We start from the raw sequence: 16,461 nt of genomic DNA on the forward strand, positions 1-16,461 counted from the left end.
CGTTCGAGCGTCGTGATGACCGTGGTGGCTTCAACCGCGACCGCCGCGACGACCGTCCGTCCGGTGGCCGCTCCTTCGAGCGCCGCGACCACAACCACCGCGGCGGCGACCGCCCCTTCAACCGCGACCGCCGCGACGACCGCCCGGCGCGCCGTGACGACCACCGCGGTGGCAGCGCCGGTGGCAACGCCGGTGGCCGCTCCCACGACCGCCGCACCGACAAGCCGCGCTGGAAGCGCAACGGCTGACCGACGCCGATGAGGCCCGTGCAACCCCCCGTGGTTGCACGGCCTTTCGACCCGGGACGATATTGTCTCGGGGCGGACCCCGTGGCCGGGCTATGCTGCGGGGGTGCGGGTCATTAGCTCAATTGGCAGAGCAGTGGACTTTTAATCCATTGGTTCAGGGTTCGAGCCCCTGATGACCCACCCGGGAAACCGCAGGCAGCATCGCTGACCTGCGGTTTCGTCGTTTTTCTGGACCCTTTGCCCGCCGTGTGCGCGCACGATCGGCGGTCACACGGGCGGCACCTGAGCGGATGCCGAACGCGCCCTGGCCGCACAGGCTGAGCCTGCTCGCTCTCCCAGGAAAACGCGTAAGGAGACCCTCGTGCGACTCGTGACTACCATCCGCGGAACCCTCCCCGTCATGGTGCTGGCGCTCTTGGCGTGGGGCGCCTCCGCGCCGGCGTCGGCCGAGGGAGGGGGAACCAGGGCGGGTGGCGAGGCCTCGCCCCAGGCCACCGTGCCCTGCGGGGACTCGGCGGCACTGGTCACCGCGGTGGGCCAGGCGGCCGCGGGCGGGACCGTGGTCCTCGCCGCCGGATGCGTGTACACGCTCACCTCGGTGGCGGCGACGGGCGCCAACGGCCCCGACGGACTCCCGATCATCACCGGGAACGTGACCATCACCGGCACCGGAGCGACCATCAGACGCAGCGCCTCGGCGCCGGACTTCCGCATCGCGGAGGTCGCGTCCGGCGGACGTCTCACCGTGAGCGGGGTGACCCTCTCGGGCGGGCGGGCGGTGGACGGGGCCGGGATCCTGGACCAGGGCTCGCTGACCCTCCAGCAGAGCGCGGTCACCGCGAACGTCGCGAGCGGCATCGGCGGCGGCGTCCAGGTCGCCCCGGGCGCCACGGCCGCCTTCTCCCTGAGCCACCTCTCGGGCAACACCGCCAACGACGGCGGCGGCGTGCACGTCGGTACGGGAGGCTCGCTGACCGCCAACAGCACCACGTTCGCCGACAACACCGGCGAGAGCACCGGCGGCGCCGTCGCGAACTTCGGGGATACCCTCCTGAGCGCCGTGACGCTGGAGACCAACCACGCAAGCAGTTTCGAGGGCGGCGGAATCTGGACGTCCATCGGGAATCTGACCTTCAACGGCGGACGCATCATCGGAAATACGGCGGGAAGCAACGGCGCCGGTATCGCGAACTTCGGAAGCACGCTGTATTTGCAGTCCACCGTGGTGTCCGGAAACATCGCCACCCTTAATGGCGGCGGGCTCTTCAGTCACGCCGGAAACACGCAAATCATCGGTACCAACATCACCGGCAATACGGCCAATGGCGGCCAGGGTGGCGGAATCTTCTCCGACGGCGGTTCGGTATCGCTGATGGCGGCGAACGTAACCGGCAACAACCCCAACAACTGCGTCCCGGCTCTCGCGGGCTGCTCCGGGTAAAGTCACTCCGACAAAAGACGCGGCCCTGGAAGCGAAATTCGCTTCCAGGGCCGCGTCGGTGCGGTGCCGACTCAGTGAGACCGATGGTCTCAGTGGTGGCCGTGCGCCTTCTTCTTGGCGTGCTTCTTCTTGGCCGCCTTCTTTTCCTTCTTCACGACCTTGTGCTTCTCCTTCACCACCTGCTTGACGACGACGGTGGGCGGCTCGGCGATCGCGATGTTGGTGCAGTTGCTGCCCAGCTCGATGTCGTCGGTCGGCGCCACCGCGGGCAGCGTGGTGATCGGGCCGGTGGCGGTGTCGCAGTCGTTGACCTGCGTGGCCGCCTTGGAGTTGGTGAAGTTGACGCAGTCGGAGGCGACATCCAGGACCCCCGACGGGGCGAGCACGGCGCCGGTGATGATGGCGCTGGTGGCGGTGTCACACGAGTTCGCCTGGGTGACGCCGTTGTTGCCGCCGGTCAGTCCGCCGAGGCCGTAGGCGCTCGCTCCACCCGCGGTGCCGATGACCATGGCGCCGGCCGCGGCCGTCATGAGAGCTGCCTTCTTGCCGATCTTCATTGCTTGGTGCCTCCGTAGGTGATTCTCCGCGATATTCCGCAGACACCCAATCAACGAAGACGAAGAGCGGAGGATCCGGTACGGCCGAGAGCTTCACCCGTCCGCCGCAGTTTGGATATCTTCACCCCTTGTTTCCGGTCGCCACACGAAAATGCGCGACCCCCGTGAAAATATTCCGGGGGCCGCGCGAAGGGAAAACAGCCGTCGACTACTCCGCCGCTCCGCTGCTCTGGCCCTCTCCGTTCCCGGCCACGTTGAGGCAGTTGGTCTCGTTGGTGACCTCGGTGCCGGGGCCGAGCGTGATGGGGCCGAGCACGGAGGTCGTCCGGCAGTCGTTGCTCTGCTTCGTCACCTCGCCCGACTCGCTGACGTTGATGCAGTTGGTCCGGTTGGTGACCTCGGAACCGGGCGTCAGGGCGACCGTGATGGGCCCGACGACGGAATGGGTCCGGCAACGGTTCTTCTGCTCCGAGACCCCCGACTCGGCGTAGTTGACGCAATTGGTCTCGTTGGTGATGTCCTCGCCGCCACCGGTGATCTCGATAGTGCCGATGAGAGAGCTGGTGTCACAGCGGTTCTGCTGGACTCCGCCGCCGAGCGGGAGGGTCGAGGGGCCGGTACCGCTGTCGGCGGCGTCGGCGGCACCCGCGCCACCGATGGCCAGTGCGCTCACGGCCGCTACGAGAAGCGCCGTCCTTTTTCCCATGTGCATCTAAGAGCCTCCTAGTGATTTTTCCCGGATATCAGCGAACACCTGATGAACGACGCCGACCAGCTGAGGCTCCCCGGAACGCCATCGCCGTACCCGAATGGCGCAGTAAACACATCGTGGGTCAATGTCCATTCATGCGGCGGCGGCCCTGGAAGCACTCTTCCAGGGCCGCCGATTCAGCGGGAACACCGTGGGGTGTTCAGCGACGCGGTGACGTCACGCGCGGCGGCGTCACGGAGTGTCGTCGACCGCGATGTTGGTGCAGTTGCTGCCGATGTTGATGTCGCCGGTCGGGGCCAGCGCGGCAGCGGTGGTGATCGGGCCGGTGGCGGTGTCGCAGTCGTTGCTCTGGAAGACCGCACCGGAGTTGGTGAAGTTGATGCAGTCGGAGCCGATGTTGAAGTCGCCCGCCGGAGCCGTCACAGCGCCGGTGATGATGGCGCTCGTGGCGGTGTCGCACGCGTTGGTCTGAATGGCACCCAGGTCGCTGCCGTAGTTGTGCGCGCTCGCGGCGCCAGCGCCGACGAAGACCAGAGCGCCGGCCGCTGCGGTCAGGAAGGCTGCCTTCTTGCCGATGTTCACTTAATCCTCCGTGTGGTTATTCCGCGGATTCACGGACGCCTGACTCAACGAAGGCATTCGGGAAAGGCACTGGGCGCGGACTTCGTTTCACTCGTCTGGCATAGGGCGTCCCTCATATGACAGGCATTCAGGGGCCGCGGGGCATGCCGCCTTTTCGGGAAATCCGAAAAAGCAGGGCGGAAGTGTGACGGCCCCGTCCCCGGCCCGCCGGTGTCCCGTCGATGGCTCCCAGGTATCCGGAATATGACATTCCGACTTGTTCGGCCTGTCGAACAAGTGATACATCCTGGCTCCACGACGCAGGAGTGAGTGAGGCACAAGTCCGACCGGCTGCTTCGCGGAACCATAGGCGCGGCGCGTATTCACGCCGCTACGCTAAGTACGCGAGGGAGTCACCCGGGGGCGGGAGGAGAGACGTGGGGCACTCAGGAGCGGGGGGCACCCCCGCCGAGCTGATGGACGGGCTGCTCGCCCGTGCGCAGAACGGCTTCGAGATCGGTGAGGCGGTGCTGAGCCGGGCGCGGAGCGCCCTGATGCACCAGTCCGAGCTGCGTTCCTGCCGGCAGTGCAACGAGCCGTCAGGTCCACGTGGCTATACGACGTACCGGCATGTCTTCCTGCTGCCCGACGGCAGCAGCCTGCTGCTGTGGGAGCTGGAGCACAACACCGGCCCGGACGACCGCCCGCTCTTCGAGCTGTACGCGGACGAGGGCGCCCTCGCGCTCGCCGAGCGCCGCGTCCACCGCTGCATCGGCGGCGCCCGCTGGGAGGAGCTGGACGGGTTACCGCTGTGGCTGCCGGAGCAGATGCTCCAGGCCGCCGAGCCCCCGGGGGCCCAGCGCGCGTACGTGGCGGACAACTCGGCCGACCACGCCCGCCGCGTCCTGCGCCGCGCGGAGAACGCCGACCGGCCGGGGGAGGAGACCGAGCGGCTGCTGATGACCGCCTTCGCCCATGACATCGCCCTCGCCCCCAAGCCCCGCCGCCGCTCCGGCGGCCCCGACGCCACCTGGTGCCGCTTCTACGAGCACGCCTTCCTGCTCGCGGGCGGGGACGAGATCGTGCTGTGGGAGCTGGAGCACAACCTGACCCGGGACGGGCGGCTGGTGTGCGAGGTCTACCTCGACGAGGTGTCGGCGGAGCTGGCGGCCGACCGCCACGCCCGCGCCCTCGGTGTCGACCTCTGAGGCAGCGATTTCCGAATAGTCCGACAGTGGGCCCATCGGGTGAAGTGTGTGCGCGCCTCCCCGATGTCGCGGATGTCCTTCCGTTCAATCGGAACGTGTGGTTTTCCGCGGATTCGGCTTTTCTGGAGGAAATCAAGTGAACATCGGAATGAAGGCGGCTGCCCTGACCATTGCGGCCGGTGCCCTGGTCCTGGGGGGCGCGGCTGGAGCGTCCGCTCACGGTGGTTACGGGGGCTTCGACCCGTTCGGGACGATCCAGACCAACGCGTGCGACACGGCGGTCGGCACCATCATCGAGGGCGCCGTGACCGCCCCGTCGGGCGACATCAACATCGCCTCCAACTGCATCAACTTCACCAACGGCACTGCGGCCGTCCAGAGCAACGACTGTGACACCGCCGTCGGTACGATCGTCGGCGCCGCCGCGCTCGCCCCGACGGGTGACACCACCATCGGCAGCAACTGCAGCAACATCGCTCTCGGCAACGACGGCTACGGCCGCGGCTGACGCTCACCGAGCCCTGGCGAACGCCACGGCTTCCCCTGCGGCCCCGGATGCTTGCCATCCGGGGCCGCAGTGCGTCTCCGACGCACCCACATGGCCGCCACCGACTCGCACCGCACCCCGGCACCCGGAAGCCTGATGACGGGATCACGGATAGACGGGGTCACGGATTCAGGGAAAGCGGGAGAAGCCGGTGGTGCGGGTGCGAGGGAGCAGGGCGCGTCCGGACGCCCGTACGCCCGCCGCCCCCGACTCCTCCGGCGCGGCCGCCGGTCTCATCACGGCCGAGGAGGCCGTCCAGGCCTCGCCGGGGCGCCGGCTGGCCCCGTGGACTCCCACCCTCCTCCTGCTCGGCGGCGTCGCCTTCGACCTCGCCGCCCCGGCCCCGTACACCGCCTCCCCCTTCTTCGCCGCGGCCCCGCTGGTCGCGGCCTCCCTCTTCCCGCTGCGGCAGACCATCATCACGACGGTCCTCGCCCTCACCGCCGTCTGTCTGCTGGCGGAGCTGCACGGCGTACGGGACCCGACCCAGGCGGCGACCGAGATCGCCACGGTGGCCACCGTCGCCCTGCTCGCGCTCGTGATCAACCGCGTCGTACGCCGAGGCGACCGGCGGCTGGCCTCGGCGCGCGGCATCGCGGAGGCGGCGCAGCGGGCCGTGCTGCCCGTACCGCCCGCCCGTATCGCCGGTCTCGACGTCGCGGCGCGCTATGTGGCGGCCGAGCGGTACGCCGCGATCGGCGGCGACCTGTACGCGGTGCAGGACACCCCGCACGGCGTACGGCTGATCGTCGGGGACGTCCGGGGCAAGGGGCTGCAGGCCGTGGAGGTCGTCGCGGTCCTCATCGGCGCGTTCCGGGAGGCGGCGGAGCAGGAGTCGACGCTGGAGGGGCTGGCGGGGCGGCTGGAGCGGGCGCTGCGGCGCGAGGGCGCCCGGCGGGCCGAGCTGGAGGCGTTCGAGGGGTTCACCACCGCCGTACTCGGCGAGATCCCGCGCGGCGACTCCACCCTCCGCCTCATCAACCGAGGCCACCCCGCGCCCCTGCTGCTGCCCGGCGACGGCGAGGTGCGCCCGCTGGAGCCGGAGACGGCCGCGCTGCCGCTGGGGATGGGCGAACTCGGCGGGTGGCCCGACCGGGTGACGGAGCTGCGGTTCCCGGAGGACGCCACGCTGCTGCTGTTCACGGACGGGGTGACCGAGGCCCGCGACCGGCACGGCACCTTCTACGTCCCCGAGGAGCGGCTGCGCGGCCGCCGCTTCGCCGGACCGGGCGGGTTGCTCGACGCGCTGGTGGAGGACGTAGCGCTGCACTCGGGCGGGGAGACCTCGGACGACATGGCGCTGCTCGCGGTGCGGCGCCCGCCCGGAGCGAACGGAACGACGCCGAACGGAACGACACCCCCCGCTCCGGACACGGACCGTAGCCAACCGTGACGGGCGCGCATAACGATTGACACACGATCAGCCCGCAGGAGGTTTTTGCCATCCCTTTTCAAGTGGGGTGAAACGTCCTCATCTGTCCTTCCTTGGTTACTAAGTTCATGCCAAAGCTACGCGGATTCTTCAGAAGAGCTTGGAATCATGTCGCGCTCTCTATTAACGTTCGATAACGCAGCGCGGTCGACACAGCCGTCGCAAGGGCGGCACCGTGCGCCGTCGCCGAATCCCGTTACGTGCAGCGCCAGCACCACCAGCAGCACCAGGCACTACCAGCACCAGGGAACCGGGGAACCACCACCTTGGGGTGAATCGGGTCGAACCTGACCCGTAGGAGACCTTCCTGCTCCGAACCCGTCAGCTAACCCGGTAGGCGAGAGGGAAGGAAAGGAGTGCGCCCCGGTGGCGTCCAACAGGTCCGTACTGGACGAAGCTCCGTACCGCTCGCCCGGTACCGGCATCGGCACAGCGACCGCGTACGGAGTCGGCTTCGACGCCGGAGCCGGCGCCCGACCCACGGTCGGCCTCGGTGCCGAACCGGATGAGCCGTCCCTGGGCAAGGAAGCCGTCTGGGACGAGTGGAACCCCACCGAGGAGTCCATCGCTCCGCTGCGCGGCAGGCACCGCGTCGTCAAGCAGCGCGGCGGCACCATGGCCCGCAGCGGCGCCGTCCTCGGCGTCGGCGTCATCGCGGCGGTCGGCGCGGGCGGCATGGCGACCGCCAAGGACCGTCCGGCCGCACCCATCTCCATGCCGGACCTCGCCCACGTCGCCGACGAGGTCAAGGCCCAGCTGCCCGCCGCCAAGGACCTGCCCGGCATCGGCTCCCTGATGGCCGACGACCAGGGCTCCGCCCAGCCCGCCGCGGCCACCCTCGCCACGAGCGGCGCCGACTCGGGCGAGGCGCTGCGCACCCGCATCCTCCAGCAGGCCGAGAGCCAGCAGACCGCGGCGGACGACGACCGGCGCGAGGCCGCGGCGCGGGCCGCCGCGAAGGCCGCCGCCGACGACGCCGCGAAGGCCGCGGCCAAGGCCCGCGACCTGGCGGACCAGAAGAAGGCCGAGGCCGCCGCCAAGAAGAAGGCCGCCGAGGCCGCCAAGGCGAAGGAAGCGGCCGAGAAGAAGGCCGCCGCGGCCGCCAAGGCCGCCGACACCCCCGCCAAGACCTCCACCTCCACCTCCGCCGGGTTCACCCTCCCCGTCGCCTCGTACACCCTGACCGCGGGCTTCGGCCAGGCCGGCGACATCTGGTCCGCCGACCACACCGGCCAGGACTTCGCCGCCCCGACCGGCACCCCGGTCAAGGCGGTGGGCGGCGGCACGATCACCCAGGCGGGCTGGGCCGGTTCGTACGGCTACCGCATCGTGCTCAAGCTCGATGACGGCACCGAGATCTGGTACTGCCACCTGTCGTCCATGGTCGTCACCTCGGGCAAGGTGTCCTCGGGCGAGACCATCGGCCGCGTCGGCGCCACCGGCAACGTCACCGGCCCCCACCTCCACCTGGAGGTGCGACCGGGCGGCGGCTCCCCGATCGCCCCGCTGACCTGGCTGCGCGACCACGGGCTGAACCCGTGACCCCCTGATCCGGCCGTCGCCGCGGCGACGGCCCCTCGCTCCGGCGGCTCTGGCGCTCTCTCCCCCCTTGACGCCAGGGCCGCCGGTTCTGTTTGTCCCCCGCCACCGGAATAGACGGGTCCGCCGGAGACGTTGTCGATACGTATGACTGAGACCCGCGAGAACACCCGTAAGAACATCGGCAGCCTGTCCGTCTTCCCGCTCTCCCTGGGCGGCAATGTCTTCGGCTGGACGGCCGACGAGGCCGAGTCCTTCGAGGTGCTCGACGCGTACGCGGCGGCGGGTGGCAACTTCATCGACACCGCCGACGTCTACTCCGCCTGGGCGCCCGGCAACAAGGGCGGCGAGTCCGAGACCGTCCTCGGCAAGTGGTTCGCCTCCCGTGGCAACCGCGACGACATCATCCTCGCCACCAAGGTGGGCGCCGGCGCCCCGGAGCCCCGCGGACTCTCCTCCTCCGCCATCAAGTCCGGCCTGGACGAGTCCCTCCAGCGCCTGGGCACGGATTACGTCGACCTCTACTACACCCACTTCGACGACACGTCGGTGGAGGTGGACGAGATCATCTCCACCCTCGACGAGCTGGTGAAGGCGGGCAAGATCCGCGAGATCGCCGCCTCCAACATCTCCGCCGAGCGCCTCGAGGCCTCCCTCGACTTCTCCACCAGGGAGAACCTGGCCCGCTACGTCGCCCTCCAGCCCCACTACAACCTGGTCTCGCGCGACACCTTCGAGGGCGAGCTGGCCGACGTCGCCGCCCGCCACGGCCTGGCGACGCTCCCGTACTACTCCCTCGCGTCCGGCTTCCTCACCGGCAAGTACCGCCCCGGCACCACGGTCGACAGCGCCCGCTCCACGGGCGCCGCCCAGCACCTGGAGACCGAGCGCGGCCAGAAGGTCCTCGCCGCCCTCGACGACGTGGCCGCCAACCACAACGCCGACCACGCCACCGTCGCCCTCGCCTGGCTCGCCGCCCAGCCGACCGTGGTCGCCCCCATCGCCAGCGCCCGCGTCCCGGCCCAACTCCCGGCCCTCCTGGCCTCGGTAGACCTCCACCTCACGGACCCGGAACTGAACCTCCTGACGTCCGCCTCGGACTGAGCCCTTGGGTTGTGCGCTGGGAGTCCCGGGGCGACATGCACGAGGCGTTTCTCCAACTCGCTCAGTGCATGATCCTCGCCCGGAGACTCCCAGCTTTTTACTCCTTAAGCCGCCTCAGTCCTCATCGGTGGTGTTGAAGCAGCTGACACTGATGATGACGGTGTTGTTGGCGACCGGGGAGTCGTCCCCGACGTTCCCGGTGGTGACGTCACCGTTGGTGAAGCTGATGTCGCCGGTGCTGACGCTGCACGCCTGGACGTTGGCAGGCGGAACCTCGTGGTCCGTGCCACCGTGGGCGGCCGCGGTGCCGGTCCCGAGGAGCACCAGGCTGCCGGCGGTCGCGGCCAGGAGGGCCACCTTCTTCGCGATCTGCATGATTCCTCCGTCTGAAGCGCAATCGGATGTCGACTGTCACTTCAGATTTAAGAGAAAATCATGAAAAAGTACTGCAGGAAGCGCCGGGATTGATCCACACGGCCCAAGGACTGTCCTTCCGTCACCTCCAATGGCGCAGTGACGCGCCCGCGGTGCTGCGGTGCCGGGATACCGAAGACGGTCACGGGCCGACGGATCAGGCGATGCGGATGCCCACCGACCGCGTGTCCGGACGCCCCTACGCCCCGCGCCGATCGGCCAGCACCCACGAAGCGGCGGCGACCCCACCGGCAACTCCGAAGACGGACGGCCACGCCCCGACCTTCTTCGCCAGCGGATGGGACCCGGCGAACGCGGCCACGTACAACCCGCTGAGCGCAGCCGCCGTCCCGTTCCCGGCCTTGTCCCGCCACCCCTTGGCGGCCACGGCCCCGGCCGCCGCCAGCGCGACCCCACCGAGCGGCCGCCTCTTGGTCCACCGGGCGACCCCGTATCCCCCGACCAACCCACCCGCAGCCACCAGCCCCGCCGGTACTCCAGCCATGCCGCTACCTCCCACTCCTTGGGTCAGCCCAGCTCATCCCGCCGCAGGGCCGTGACGAAGTCCCCCACGCGCCCTGCGTGAACCCGAGTACGGGCCCATCCGGACGCTTCGAGTCCCGTACGGCGGTCTCGTGGTCCGGCAGCTTCGCCGTCTCCACGCAGTTGCCCCCGCTCCCGTTGCTGTAGCTGCTCTTGTGCCAGTTGAGCGATGTCATGCGTCCACTCCTCGCATCGTTGGCGATGTAGGTACGGGACGGTCATGGTCGGCGAAACGGGGCCTCAGCCCAACTCCCCGCCCTGCACCGCTGCCACGAAGTCTGCCCATGCACGGTCCGAAAACCCGAGCACGGCCCCGCCCGGCTCCTTCGAGTCCCGTACAGCGGCCCTGCCGGGGAGCAAGGCCGCTTCGACGCATTCAGTGTTCCCGGGGCCGCTGTACGAGGACGTGAACCAGCCGCCGTCTCTCTCAGGTATGCAGGGCTCGCGCATCAGATCTCCTCACGGACGCGTTCGATGAGGGCGGAGGACGAGGCCATGTCCAGCGCCTGAGCGCGAAGGTAGTCGAACGCGAGCCGGTAGCGCTCCAGTTCCTCGTCCTTCTCCATGAAGAGCGAGCCGACGTGGATGTCGACGTACACCACGTCCAGCGACGGCTCCGCGCCGCCGAGGATCACGAAGCTCCCCATGGCCGCCGAGTGCGCGCCCTTCGCGAAGGGCAGCACCTGGAGCGTGATGTCGGGCGACGCGTTGGCCCGCAGCAGGTGGTCCAGCTGCTCCCGCATCACCTCGCGCGAGCCGACCACGCGCCGGATCACCGACTCGTCGAGGATGGCCCATAGATGCGGCGGCTTCGGCCGGTTCAGGATCTCCTGCCGCTTCATACGGATGTCGACCAGGCGCTCGACCTCTTCCGCGGACAACCGCATCTCGGAGGCGTGCTGCACCGCTTCCGTGTAGCCGCGGGTCTGCAGGAGCCCCGGCACGTAGAGGCAGGCGAAGTGATCCTCGCGTACTGCTTCGTCCTCCAGCGTGAACAGCAGGTTCATGGTCTCCGGGAGTGAGTCCGCGAACGAGGTCCACCACCCCTGCCGCTTGGCGTCCTTGGCCAGGCCGACGACGGCCTTCCGCTCCGCTTCGCTCGCCCCGTACTCCCGGCACAGCGCGTCCACGATGGGCCACTTCACGGGCCCTTCCTGCGTCTCGTACCGGCTGACGGTCGCCTTCGAGACCCCGACGAGCCGACCGGCCTCCTCCAGCGTCATCCCCTTGCGGGCCCGGAACTTGCGCATCATGGCGCCGAGCTGACGGCGACGAGTGGTGGCCCGCGCTGGCATGACGGCTACCTCTTCCTCTGAGGCTGGCGGTGAAGGACGAGGCCAGCGGCAACAAGGCTATGGCCGGGCGAAGTTGGCGAACCACCGATTCACCCTTTCGAGATTCCATGAGAAGTTACATGGTGAGACTTCTCGCGCCATACTCTCAGAAGTGAAGCTACGCAGCGCAGCCGTACGGACACGGCTTGGCGCAGTGCTGTCGTAGCGCCCAAGGGAGTGTGGCCATGTACCGCTACGCAGTCACCGAACCCCAACCCCGCCGATGCGTCCTCCCCTTCGCGGCGGACCCTTCCCAACTGGCCGATCTCCGCCGAGCCGTGAGAGCTGAACTCGCCGCGTGGGGTATGTCGTCTCTCGCCCACGAGGTGGAGCTGATCACCACGGAGCTGGCGTCGAACGTGATCAAACACGTCGGTGAGGGCTCCGCCGCCACCCTCGTCCTCGACGCCGGAGCAGACCAGCTCCGAGTGGAGCTGCACGACAAGAGCGACAAGGAGCCTCAGCGCCTCCACCCGACGTACGACGACGAATCCGGCCGCGGCCTGCAACTCCTCACGGCCCTGTCCCCCTCCTGGGGCACGATCCGTACGGCGGCTGGCAAGGCGGTCTGGTGCGAGCTTTCACTGACCCCGGACGAAACCCGCCGCCGCATCCTGCGGGCGACGACGGTGATGGAGACCTACGGCCTCGCAGCAGGCGGCACGGCCGCCCGGCTCACCCACCGCCCCGTCCTGGAGGACTCGGCGACCAGCCTGATCCTGGACCTGCTGCACTGGCTGACGGCCCAAGGTCTGGACCCCGACGACATCCTCGACCGCGCCCAGACCCACTTCGAGGCTGGGCTGGAGGCGGCATAACCACGTGAGCCGCGGGGCCGACGGAGCGTGCTTACCCGCCTGCCTTCCGGATCTCGGCGCGGAGGGCGGCTGGGGTACGCCATGATTCGCCGGGTCGGCCCCGGTGGCACATGCGATGACAGTTGGAGCACAAAAGCGCGAGGTCGTCCAGCTTGCTTTCCCGCGGCCCGGATATGTGGAGGGGCAGCAGGTGGTGCACTTCTATGTAGCCCTCGCCGAGCACCCCGTAGAAGCGGCCGAAATGGAAGTCACAGACTTCGCACGCCAGTGGCTGACCGAGGTGCCGAATGCTGTCGATCTTGCGCTGGCGGAGCTTGGGGTCGCGCTCGCGCGAGATCGTCCAGCGCGCGAGGAGACGGCCTTCGGCACCGGTGGCGCCGTCCTCGGCTGTCTCGTCCGGCTGCTCGGGTATCTGCTGGAGTTCGCCGGAGCGGATACCTTCCGCGATTGCCCTGGCTGCGTTGGCCATCCTCGAAGGCTGGGAGACGAAGTCGGTGATCACTTCTCGGTCCAGGCGCCCGCACTTAGTGGGTTTCCCCTGGTATGCGGGGTGGTTCGAGGCGAGATCAGTCGTCTTGCGGCTCACGCTGCCGACGGACCGGAAGTTGGGCACGCTCTTGACCACGTCGCCGTGCAGGGGGAGCGAACGGAGCAGCCTGGACAGCTCCTCCGTCCGTGGATCGCCTTCACGCAGCTCGTGCCAGTCGTTCTCGACAACGAGTACGCACGCCAGCAGCAGTTCGTCCCGGGTCCATGCAGGGCTTCGCATAGGCAATATCGTATGAGTGTTCGCTGTGGTGGATGTGGGGCGGACTAAGTGGGGTGAGGCTGTCCGGCACACTTGGCGAGTCACAGTGTCAGTGGGGTCTGTCACCCTCTGTGTTGGGTGGGTTGCGCATGGTGCCTGCCGTTGCAAGCTTTGGAAGGAGGGTGCATGACTCACACTGGGTCCAAGTTCACCTCAGTGGAGATCTGCGCCGGTGCTGGAGGGCAGGCGGTCGGGCTACACAAGGCTGGGTTCCAGCATCTGGCTTTGATCGAGATCGATGACTACGCCTGTGACACTCTCGAGTTGAACGTGACAGGTAACCCGGAGTGGGGCGGCTGCAAGGTTCTCAAGCGGGACCTCACGAAGTTCAAGGTAGACGAGCTGGGCTTGAAGCCCGGCGAACTGGACCTCCTCGCGGGTGGTGTGCCCTGCCCGCCGTTCTCTGCGGCGGGCAAACAGCTGGGGCAGGACGACGAGCGTGACTTGTTCCCCGACATGCTGCACATGGTGGAGACCTTGCTCCCCAAGGCTGTGATGATCGAGAACGTCCGGGGGCTGCTGAAGCCTCCTGAGAAGTTCAGCCGCTATCGCGAGGAAGTGATCGAGTACCGCCTGCGCAAGGCGGGCTACGCGCTGTGCTACTGGAAAGTCTTGGAAGCATGCGACTACGGGGTGCCGCAGCTTCGCCCCCGCGCGATCCTCGTCGCTATGCGCGAGGAATACGCGGAACACTTCGAGTGGACTGAGCCGGAGACACGTCCGCTCCTCACCATGGCGGAGGCCCTCGCGCCGTCCATGCGCAAGCGCTACAAAGACAGTGGCGACCCGCGCTGGGAGATCTTCTACAAGCGCTGGCTCACGGAGGCCCGGAAGGGGTCCGTCGCCCCGACGCTCGTCGGCGGATCCAAGAAGCATGGCGGCGCTGATCTTGGACCAACGCGTGCGAAGGAGGCGTGGCGCAAGCTCGGGGTGTGCGGCCTGGGCGTGGCGAACGAGCCCGAAGACCTCAAAGATGCCGAGCGTGATCTCTTTGCGGAGCGTGGCCCCAAGCTCACGGTGAAACAAGCCGCGATCATCCAGGGGTTTCCGACGGACTGGAAGTTCGCGGGCCGTAAGACGGCTGCCTACCGCCAGGTGGGCAACGCGTTTCCGCCGCCCGTTGCTCAGGCAGTGGGCGAGCAGATCATCGCTGCGCTAGAGAGGGGAACGAAAGCCCTGGTAGCAGCCCAGAGCGACACCCTCTTCGACATCCCGGCCCCGTCAGCTCCGCTCGGGGCGGAGCTTGGTGACGGCAGCGGCGATCGCGAGTGCGCATCTGTTAGCTGACTCGTGCTCCCAGAAGCGGAGGACAGTCCAGCCTGCCTCGGCAAGGCGCTGATCAGTGTCCCTGTCACGTGCGACATTGCCCGCTACCTTGCCCGACCAATAGCCCGGGTTGGTGCGCGGCGGCACGTAGTGCTCGGGGCAGCCGTGCCAGTAGCAGCCGTCGATGAATACCGCGACCTTCGCCGGACGGAAGACCATGTCGGCCGTCCGGCGAAGGTTCGGGAGGGGTTTGGCTGACACGCGGTAGCGAAGGCCCTGAGCATGCACCAATCGCCGGATAAGCTTCTCCGGCTTCGTGTCGCGGCTCCGGATCGCCTGCATGTTCCGTCGTCTGGATTCAGACGAAGCCCATGAGCCGTCCGGCGGGATCCAAGCTGTCTCTGTCGCCATCACGTGCCTCCACCCCCGACACTACTCAGTCCTCAGAGGCCTTCTTCGTCTCGGGGACGAGGGGAGCTGCCTCTTCGGGGTCGGAGTCGTCCGCCACCACCCAGTAGTCGCCGTCCATGAAGGCGCGTGGTCGATCACCGTGGTGTGGCTGAGCCTTCGCAAGCCGTGTGCTGACGAACTCCCCTTCCTGCGGGACGGGGATGTTGAGCTGGGCTGCTGCGCCTTGATGATCGCGGTAGTCCCCGAAGATCACGATCCCTTCGGGCCGAAGTATGGCGCGGGCACCGCCGTTATAGCGCACACGCTTCATGTAGTCCTTCTGCTGCGCCACGGTCCGTACGACGGCTCGGCTCACGGGACGTTGCTGCATGCGCCGGAAGAGTTCGGAGACTCTCGCTTGTCCTGAGGCCTTGCCGTACCGGGTGGTCGCGTTGAGGATGGCCTTCTGCGTCTCAGCGGAAATGTGGAGAAGCAGGTTCTCCTGGAGCGGCGCCCGGTCCCAGAGCCAGGTGACCAGGGAGTGATGCTGCTTGGTCAGGCTGAACTTTCCGTCACGGTTGCCCTTCTTCGTGACGGTGCCGTTCATGGTGAGCTTCTCCCGGTCGGCGCGGAACAGCCCCGCGCTCCACTGGCTCTGCTGGTCGTCTGCCCAGACCACGAGGCAGATCTCTCCCAGGGCCTCGGGCGGGATCATCCAGCCGTACAGCTTCTGGGAGTACTTGCAGTCGACCTCGATCCCCTCGATCAGGTAATCCATGTCCTGACCGCCGATGAAGCCGAACTCGCGCTGCAGATTGATCTCCACGAGCGTGCCGGCGTGGGTCTTCTCCGTCTTGTGCAGTTCGCGCCAGTCGAACCGGCCGGTGTGCTCACCGTCGAGGAGCTGGTCGATCGTTTCCCGCAGCACTCGGGCGAACCGCTGACCGTCAGGATCCAGCTCCAGCAGCCGCTGACGTACGAGCATCAGCTCAGGATCGTCGCAGACACCGGGCTGAGGACCAGGCAGGTCAAAGAGTTGCACGTGTTTTCCCCTCGTACGCGACGGCGCAGCTGAGGGCATGCGCCAGCCCTGTGTTTACCAGAAGGACAAGCTTGCCTACTTGTCGTGATCGCGTCGCCGAAGATGCCGTCCGGGTTGTCGGTCTTTATGATTGGCGCGGCCACCACGCCGACAGCGTGGTCGATCTTGTCCATCGGCTGTGGCCTCCGGTGTGCGGTTGGACGGAGTGGACGTGCATGTATCCATTCAGCCCTGGCGCGTCGACGCGGGGCCGTGATGTCTCCGGGGCATAGCCGGATCAATTGGGCATCGGGTGCTCGTAGACCCGAACGGACCTGGCTGCCAGATTGGGGAGCTCCGGTGATCCTGCGCATGCTGTGCTGCGAGTCGGCGCAGGACTGCTCGGTCCGCCAGCGGAGTAGATGCATGCCCATCAACCATGGTGCGATCCACGATGAGTCCCGGTGGAGCCATTCGCCTGACGACAGGGTGGTTCTGAGTATCCAGCCCTGTGGACG

General features: G+C 68.1%; 19 protein-coding genes, 1 tRNA gene, 1 pseudogene and 1 riboswitch. Of the genes and pseudogenes, 10 read left to right on the forward strand and 11 right to left on the reverse strand.

All coding sequences use genetic code 11. The features are described from left to right. The 3 genes and pseudogenes from ACWC5C_RS33260 to ACWC5C_RS33270 all read left to right on the forward strand — a co-directional run. Nucleotides 1-248 (forward strand): annotated as a pseudogene (locus ACWC5C_RS33260) (DEAD/DEAH box helicase); the annotation flags it as partial. Nucleotides 249-355: 107 nt separating this feature from the next. Beyond that, a tRNA-Lys gene (locus ACWC5C_RS33265) sits at nucleotides 356-428 on the forward strand. A 181-nt stretch (nucleotides 429-609) separates the two neighbouring features. Further along, complete coding sequence (locus ACWC5C_RS33270; protein WP_450881565.1) at nucleotides 610-1,689, forward strand: right-handed parallel beta-helix repeat-containing protein; 1,080 nt, start codon at nucleotides 610-612, stop codon at nucleotides 1,687-1,689. Nucleotides 1,690-1,778: 89 nt separating this feature from the next. Here the strand turns inward: ACWC5C_RS33270 and ACWC5C_RS33275 are convergent, their stop codons facing one another. From ACWC5C_RS33275 to ACWC5C_RS33285, 3 genes are all read right to left on the reverse strand, one after another. After that, entirely contained in the window at nucleotides 1,779-2,219 is a 441-nt protein-coding gene (locus ACWC5C_RS33275; protein WP_450881567.1) for a hypothetical protein, read from the reverse strand. Between the two features lie 235 nt (nucleotides 2,220-2,454). Then, a complete protein-coding gene (locus ACWC5C_RS33280) occupies nucleotides 2,455-2,919 on the reverse strand; it encodes a hypothetical protein (RefSeq protein WP_385447213.1) in 465 nt (154 codons plus the stop codon). A gap of 270 nt (nucleotides 2,920-3,189) precedes the next feature. Next, nucleotides 3,190-3,540: a hypothetical protein gene (locus ACWC5C_RS33285; protein ID WP_385447215.1), complete on the reverse strand. Its 351-nt coding sequence runs from the start codon at nucleotides 3,538-3,540 to the stop codon at nucleotides 3,190-3,192. A 416-nt stretch (nucleotides 3,541-3,956) separates the two neighbouring features. Between ACWC5C_RS33285 and ACWC5C_RS33290 the strand changes: the two genes are divergently transcribed. From ACWC5C_RS33290 to ACWC5C_RS33310, 5 genes are all read left to right on the forward strand, one after another. Continuing rightward, nucleotides 3,957-4,727 (forward strand): DUF6227 family protein, encoded by a 771-nt coding sequence (locus tag ACWC5C_RS33290; protein WP_450881569.1) that lies wholly within the window; start codon nucleotides 3,957-3,959, stop codon nucleotides 4,725-4,727. A 136-nt stretch (nucleotides 4,728-4,863) separates the two neighbouring features. Next, complete coding sequence (locus ACWC5C_RS33295; RefSeq protein WP_450881571.1) at nucleotides 4,864-5,235, forward strand: hypothetical protein; 372 nt, start codon at nucleotides 4,864-4,866, stop codon at nucleotides 5,233-5,235. Nucleotides 5,236-5,434: 199 nt separating this feature from the next. Continuing rightward, nucleotides 5,435-6,667 (forward strand): PP2C family protein-serine/threonine phosphatase, encoded by a 1,233-nt coding sequence (locus ACWC5C_RS33300; RefSeq protein ID WP_450881625.1) that lies wholly within the window; start codon nucleotides 5,435-5,437, stop codon nucleotides 6,665-6,667. Nucleotides 6,668-6,930: 263 nt separating this feature from the next. Beyond that, a riboswitch (cyclic di-AMP (ydaO/yuaA leader) is annotated at nucleotides 6,931-7,061 on the forward strand. Nucleotides 7,062-7,072: 11 nt separating this feature from the next. Further along, the gene (locus tag ACWC5C_RS33305) at nucleotides 7,073-8,248 is read left to right on the forward strand and encodes a M23 family metallopeptidase (protein WP_450881573.1); all 1,176 of its coding nucleotides are present in this window, start codon (nucleotides 7,073-7,075) and stop codon (nucleotides 8,246-8,248) included. 144 nt (nucleotides 8,249-8,392) lie between these two features. After that, nucleotides 8,393-9,349 carry an aldo/keto reductase gene (locus tag ACWC5C_RS33310; RefSeq protein ID WP_450881575.1) on the forward strand — a complete coding sequence of 319 codons (957 nt, stop codon included), beginning with the start codon at nucleotides 8,393-8,395 and terminating at the stop codon, nucleotides 9,347-9,349. 114 nt (nucleotides 9,350-9,463) lie between these two features. Here ACWC5C_RS33310 and ACWC5C_RS33315 read toward each other — a convergent pair whose 3' ends face one another. The 5 genes from ACWC5C_RS33315 to ACWC5C_RS33335 all read right to left on the reverse strand — a co-directional run bounded on the left by ACWC5C_RS33315 (nucleotide 9,464) and on the right by ACWC5C_RS33335 (nucleotide 11,601). After that, nucleotides 9,464-9,724, reverse strand: a complete 261-nt coding sequence (locus ACWC5C_RS33315) for a hypothetical protein (protein WP_450881577.1) — start codon at nucleotides 9,722-9,724, stop codon at nucleotides 9,464-9,466. Between the two features lie 238 nt (nucleotides 9,725-9,962). Continuing rightward, a complete protein-coding gene (locus ACWC5C_RS33320) occupies nucleotides 9,963-10,268 on the reverse strand; it encodes a hypothetical protein (protein ID WP_450881579.1) in 306 nt (101 codons plus the stop codon). 4 nt (nucleotides 10,269-10,272) lie between these two features. Next, a complete protein-coding gene (locus tag ACWC5C_RS33325) occupies nucleotides 10,273-10,482 on the reverse strand; it encodes a DUF397 domain-containing protein (RefSeq protein ID WP_450881581.1) in 210 nt (69 codons plus the stop codon). Between the two features lie 64 nt (nucleotides 10,483-10,546). Next, nucleotides 10,547-10,756, reverse strand: coding sequence for a DUF397 domain-containing protein (locus ACWC5C_RS33330; RefSeq protein WP_450881583.1), 210 nt, complete (start codon nucleotides 10,754-10,756; stop codon nucleotides 10,547-10,549). Beyond that, nucleotides 10,756-11,601 (reverse strand): helix-turn-helix domain-containing protein, encoded by an 846-nt coding sequence (locus ACWC5C_RS33335; protein WP_450881585.1) that lies wholly within the window; start codon nucleotides 11,599-11,601, stop codon nucleotides 10,756-10,758. Before ACWC5C_RS33335 ends, ACWC5C_RS33330 begins: the two co-directional genes overlap by 1 nt. Before the next feature lie 224 nt (nucleotides 11,602-11,825). Between ACWC5C_RS33335 and ACWC5C_RS33340 the strand changes: the two genes are divergently transcribed. Then, nucleotides 11,826-12,458 (forward strand): ATP-binding protein, encoded by a 633-nt coding sequence (locus tag ACWC5C_RS33340; protein ID WP_450881587.1) that lies wholly within the window; start codon nucleotides 11,826-11,828, stop codon nucleotides 12,456-12,458. 31 nt (nucleotides 12,459-12,489) lie between these two features. Here ACWC5C_RS33340 and ACWC5C_RS33345 read toward each other — a convergent pair whose 3' ends face one another. Continuing rightward, the gene (locus ACWC5C_RS33345) at nucleotides 12,490-13,227 is read right to left on the reverse strand and encodes an HNH endonuclease (RefSeq protein WP_450881589.1); all 738 of its coding nucleotides are present in this window, start codon (nucleotides 13,225-13,227) and stop codon (nucleotides 12,490-12,492) included. Between the two features lie 165 nt (nucleotides 13,228-13,392). Between ACWC5C_RS33345 and ACWC5C_RS33350 the strand changes: the two genes are divergently transcribed. Beyond that, the gene (locus ACWC5C_RS33350; RefSeq protein ID WP_450881591.1) at nucleotides 13,393-14,553 is read left to right on the forward strand and encodes a DNA cytosine methyltransferase; all 1,161 of its coding nucleotides are present in this window, start codon (nucleotides 13,393-13,395) and stop codon (nucleotides 14,551-14,553) included. Here ACWC5C_RS33350 and ACWC5C_RS33355 read toward each other — a convergent pair. Both ACWC5C_RS33355 and ACWC5C_RS33360 read right to left on the reverse strand, forming a co-directional pair. After that, nucleotides 14,488-14,943, reverse strand: a complete 456-nt coding sequence (locus tag ACWC5C_RS33355; RefSeq protein WP_450881593.1) for a very short patch repair endonuclease — start codon at nucleotides 14,941-14,943, stop codon at nucleotides 14,488-14,490. The genes ACWC5C_RS33350 and ACWC5C_RS33355 overlap by 66 nt on opposite strands. A gap of 25 nt (nucleotides 14,944-14,968) precedes the next feature. After that, nucleotides 14,969-15,907, reverse strand: a complete 939-nt coding sequence (locus ACWC5C_RS33360) for a NaeI family type II restriction endonuclease (protein WP_450881595.1) — start codon at nucleotides 15,905-15,907, stop codon at nucleotides 14,969-14,971. Nucleotides 15,908-16,461: the final 554 nt, after the last annotated feature.

It is taken from the genome of Streptomyces sp. NPDC001700 (genome assembly GCF_053596435.1).

Bases quoted from the DNA above. Each gene is read 5' to 3' on its own strand.
- ACWC5C_RS33340 (WP_450881587.1), top strand. From the start codon at position 11,826: ATGTACCGCTACGCAGTCACCGAACCCCAACCCCGCCGATGCGTCCTC.
- ACWC5C_RS33325 (WP_450881581.1), bottom strand. From the start codon at position 10,482: ATGACATCGCTCAACTGGCACAAGAGCAGCTACAGCAACGGGAGCGGG.
- ACWC5C_RS33315 (WP_450881577.1), bottom strand. From the start codon at position 9,724: ATGCAGATCGCGAAGAAGGTGGCCCTCCTGGCCGCGACCGCCGGCAGC.
- ACWC5C_RS33360 (WP_450881595.1), bottom strand. From the start codon at position 15,907: ATGCTCGTACGTCAGCGGCTGCTGGAGCTGGATCCTGACGGTCAGCGG.
- ACWC5C_RS33355 (WP_450881593.1), bottom strand. From the start codon at position 14,943: ATGGCGACAGAGACAGCTTGGATCCCGCCGGACGGCTCATGGGCTTCG.
- ACWC5C_RS33330 (WP_450881583.1), bottom strand. From the start codon at position 10,756: ATGCGCGAGCCCTGCATACCTGAGAGAGACGGCGGCTGGTTCACGTCC.
- ACWC5C_RS33350 (WP_450881591.1), top strand. From the start codon at position 13,393: ATGACTCACACTGGGTCCAAGTTCACCTCAGTGGAGATCTGCGCCGGT.
- ACWC5C_RS33275 (WP_450881567.1), bottom strand. From the start codon at position 2,219: ATGACGGCCGCGGCCGGCGCCATGGTCATCGGCACCGCGGGTGGAGCG.
- ACWC5C_RS33345 (WP_450881589.1), bottom strand. From the start codon at position 13,227: ATGCGAAGCCCTGCATGGACCCGGGACGAACTGCTGCTGGCGTGCGTA.
- ACWC5C_RS33335 (WP_450881585.1), bottom strand. From the start codon at position 11,601: ATGCCAGCGCGGGCCACCACTCGTCGCCGTCAGCTCGGCGCCATGATG.
- ACWC5C_RS33310 (WP_450881575.1), top strand. From the start codon at position 8,393: ATGACTGAGACCCGCGAGAACACCCGTAAGAACATCGGCAGCCTGTCC.
- ACWC5C_RS33320 (WP_450881579.1), bottom strand. From the start codon at position 10,268: ATGGCTGGAGTACCGGCGGGGCTGGTGGCTGCGGGTGGGTTGGTCGGG.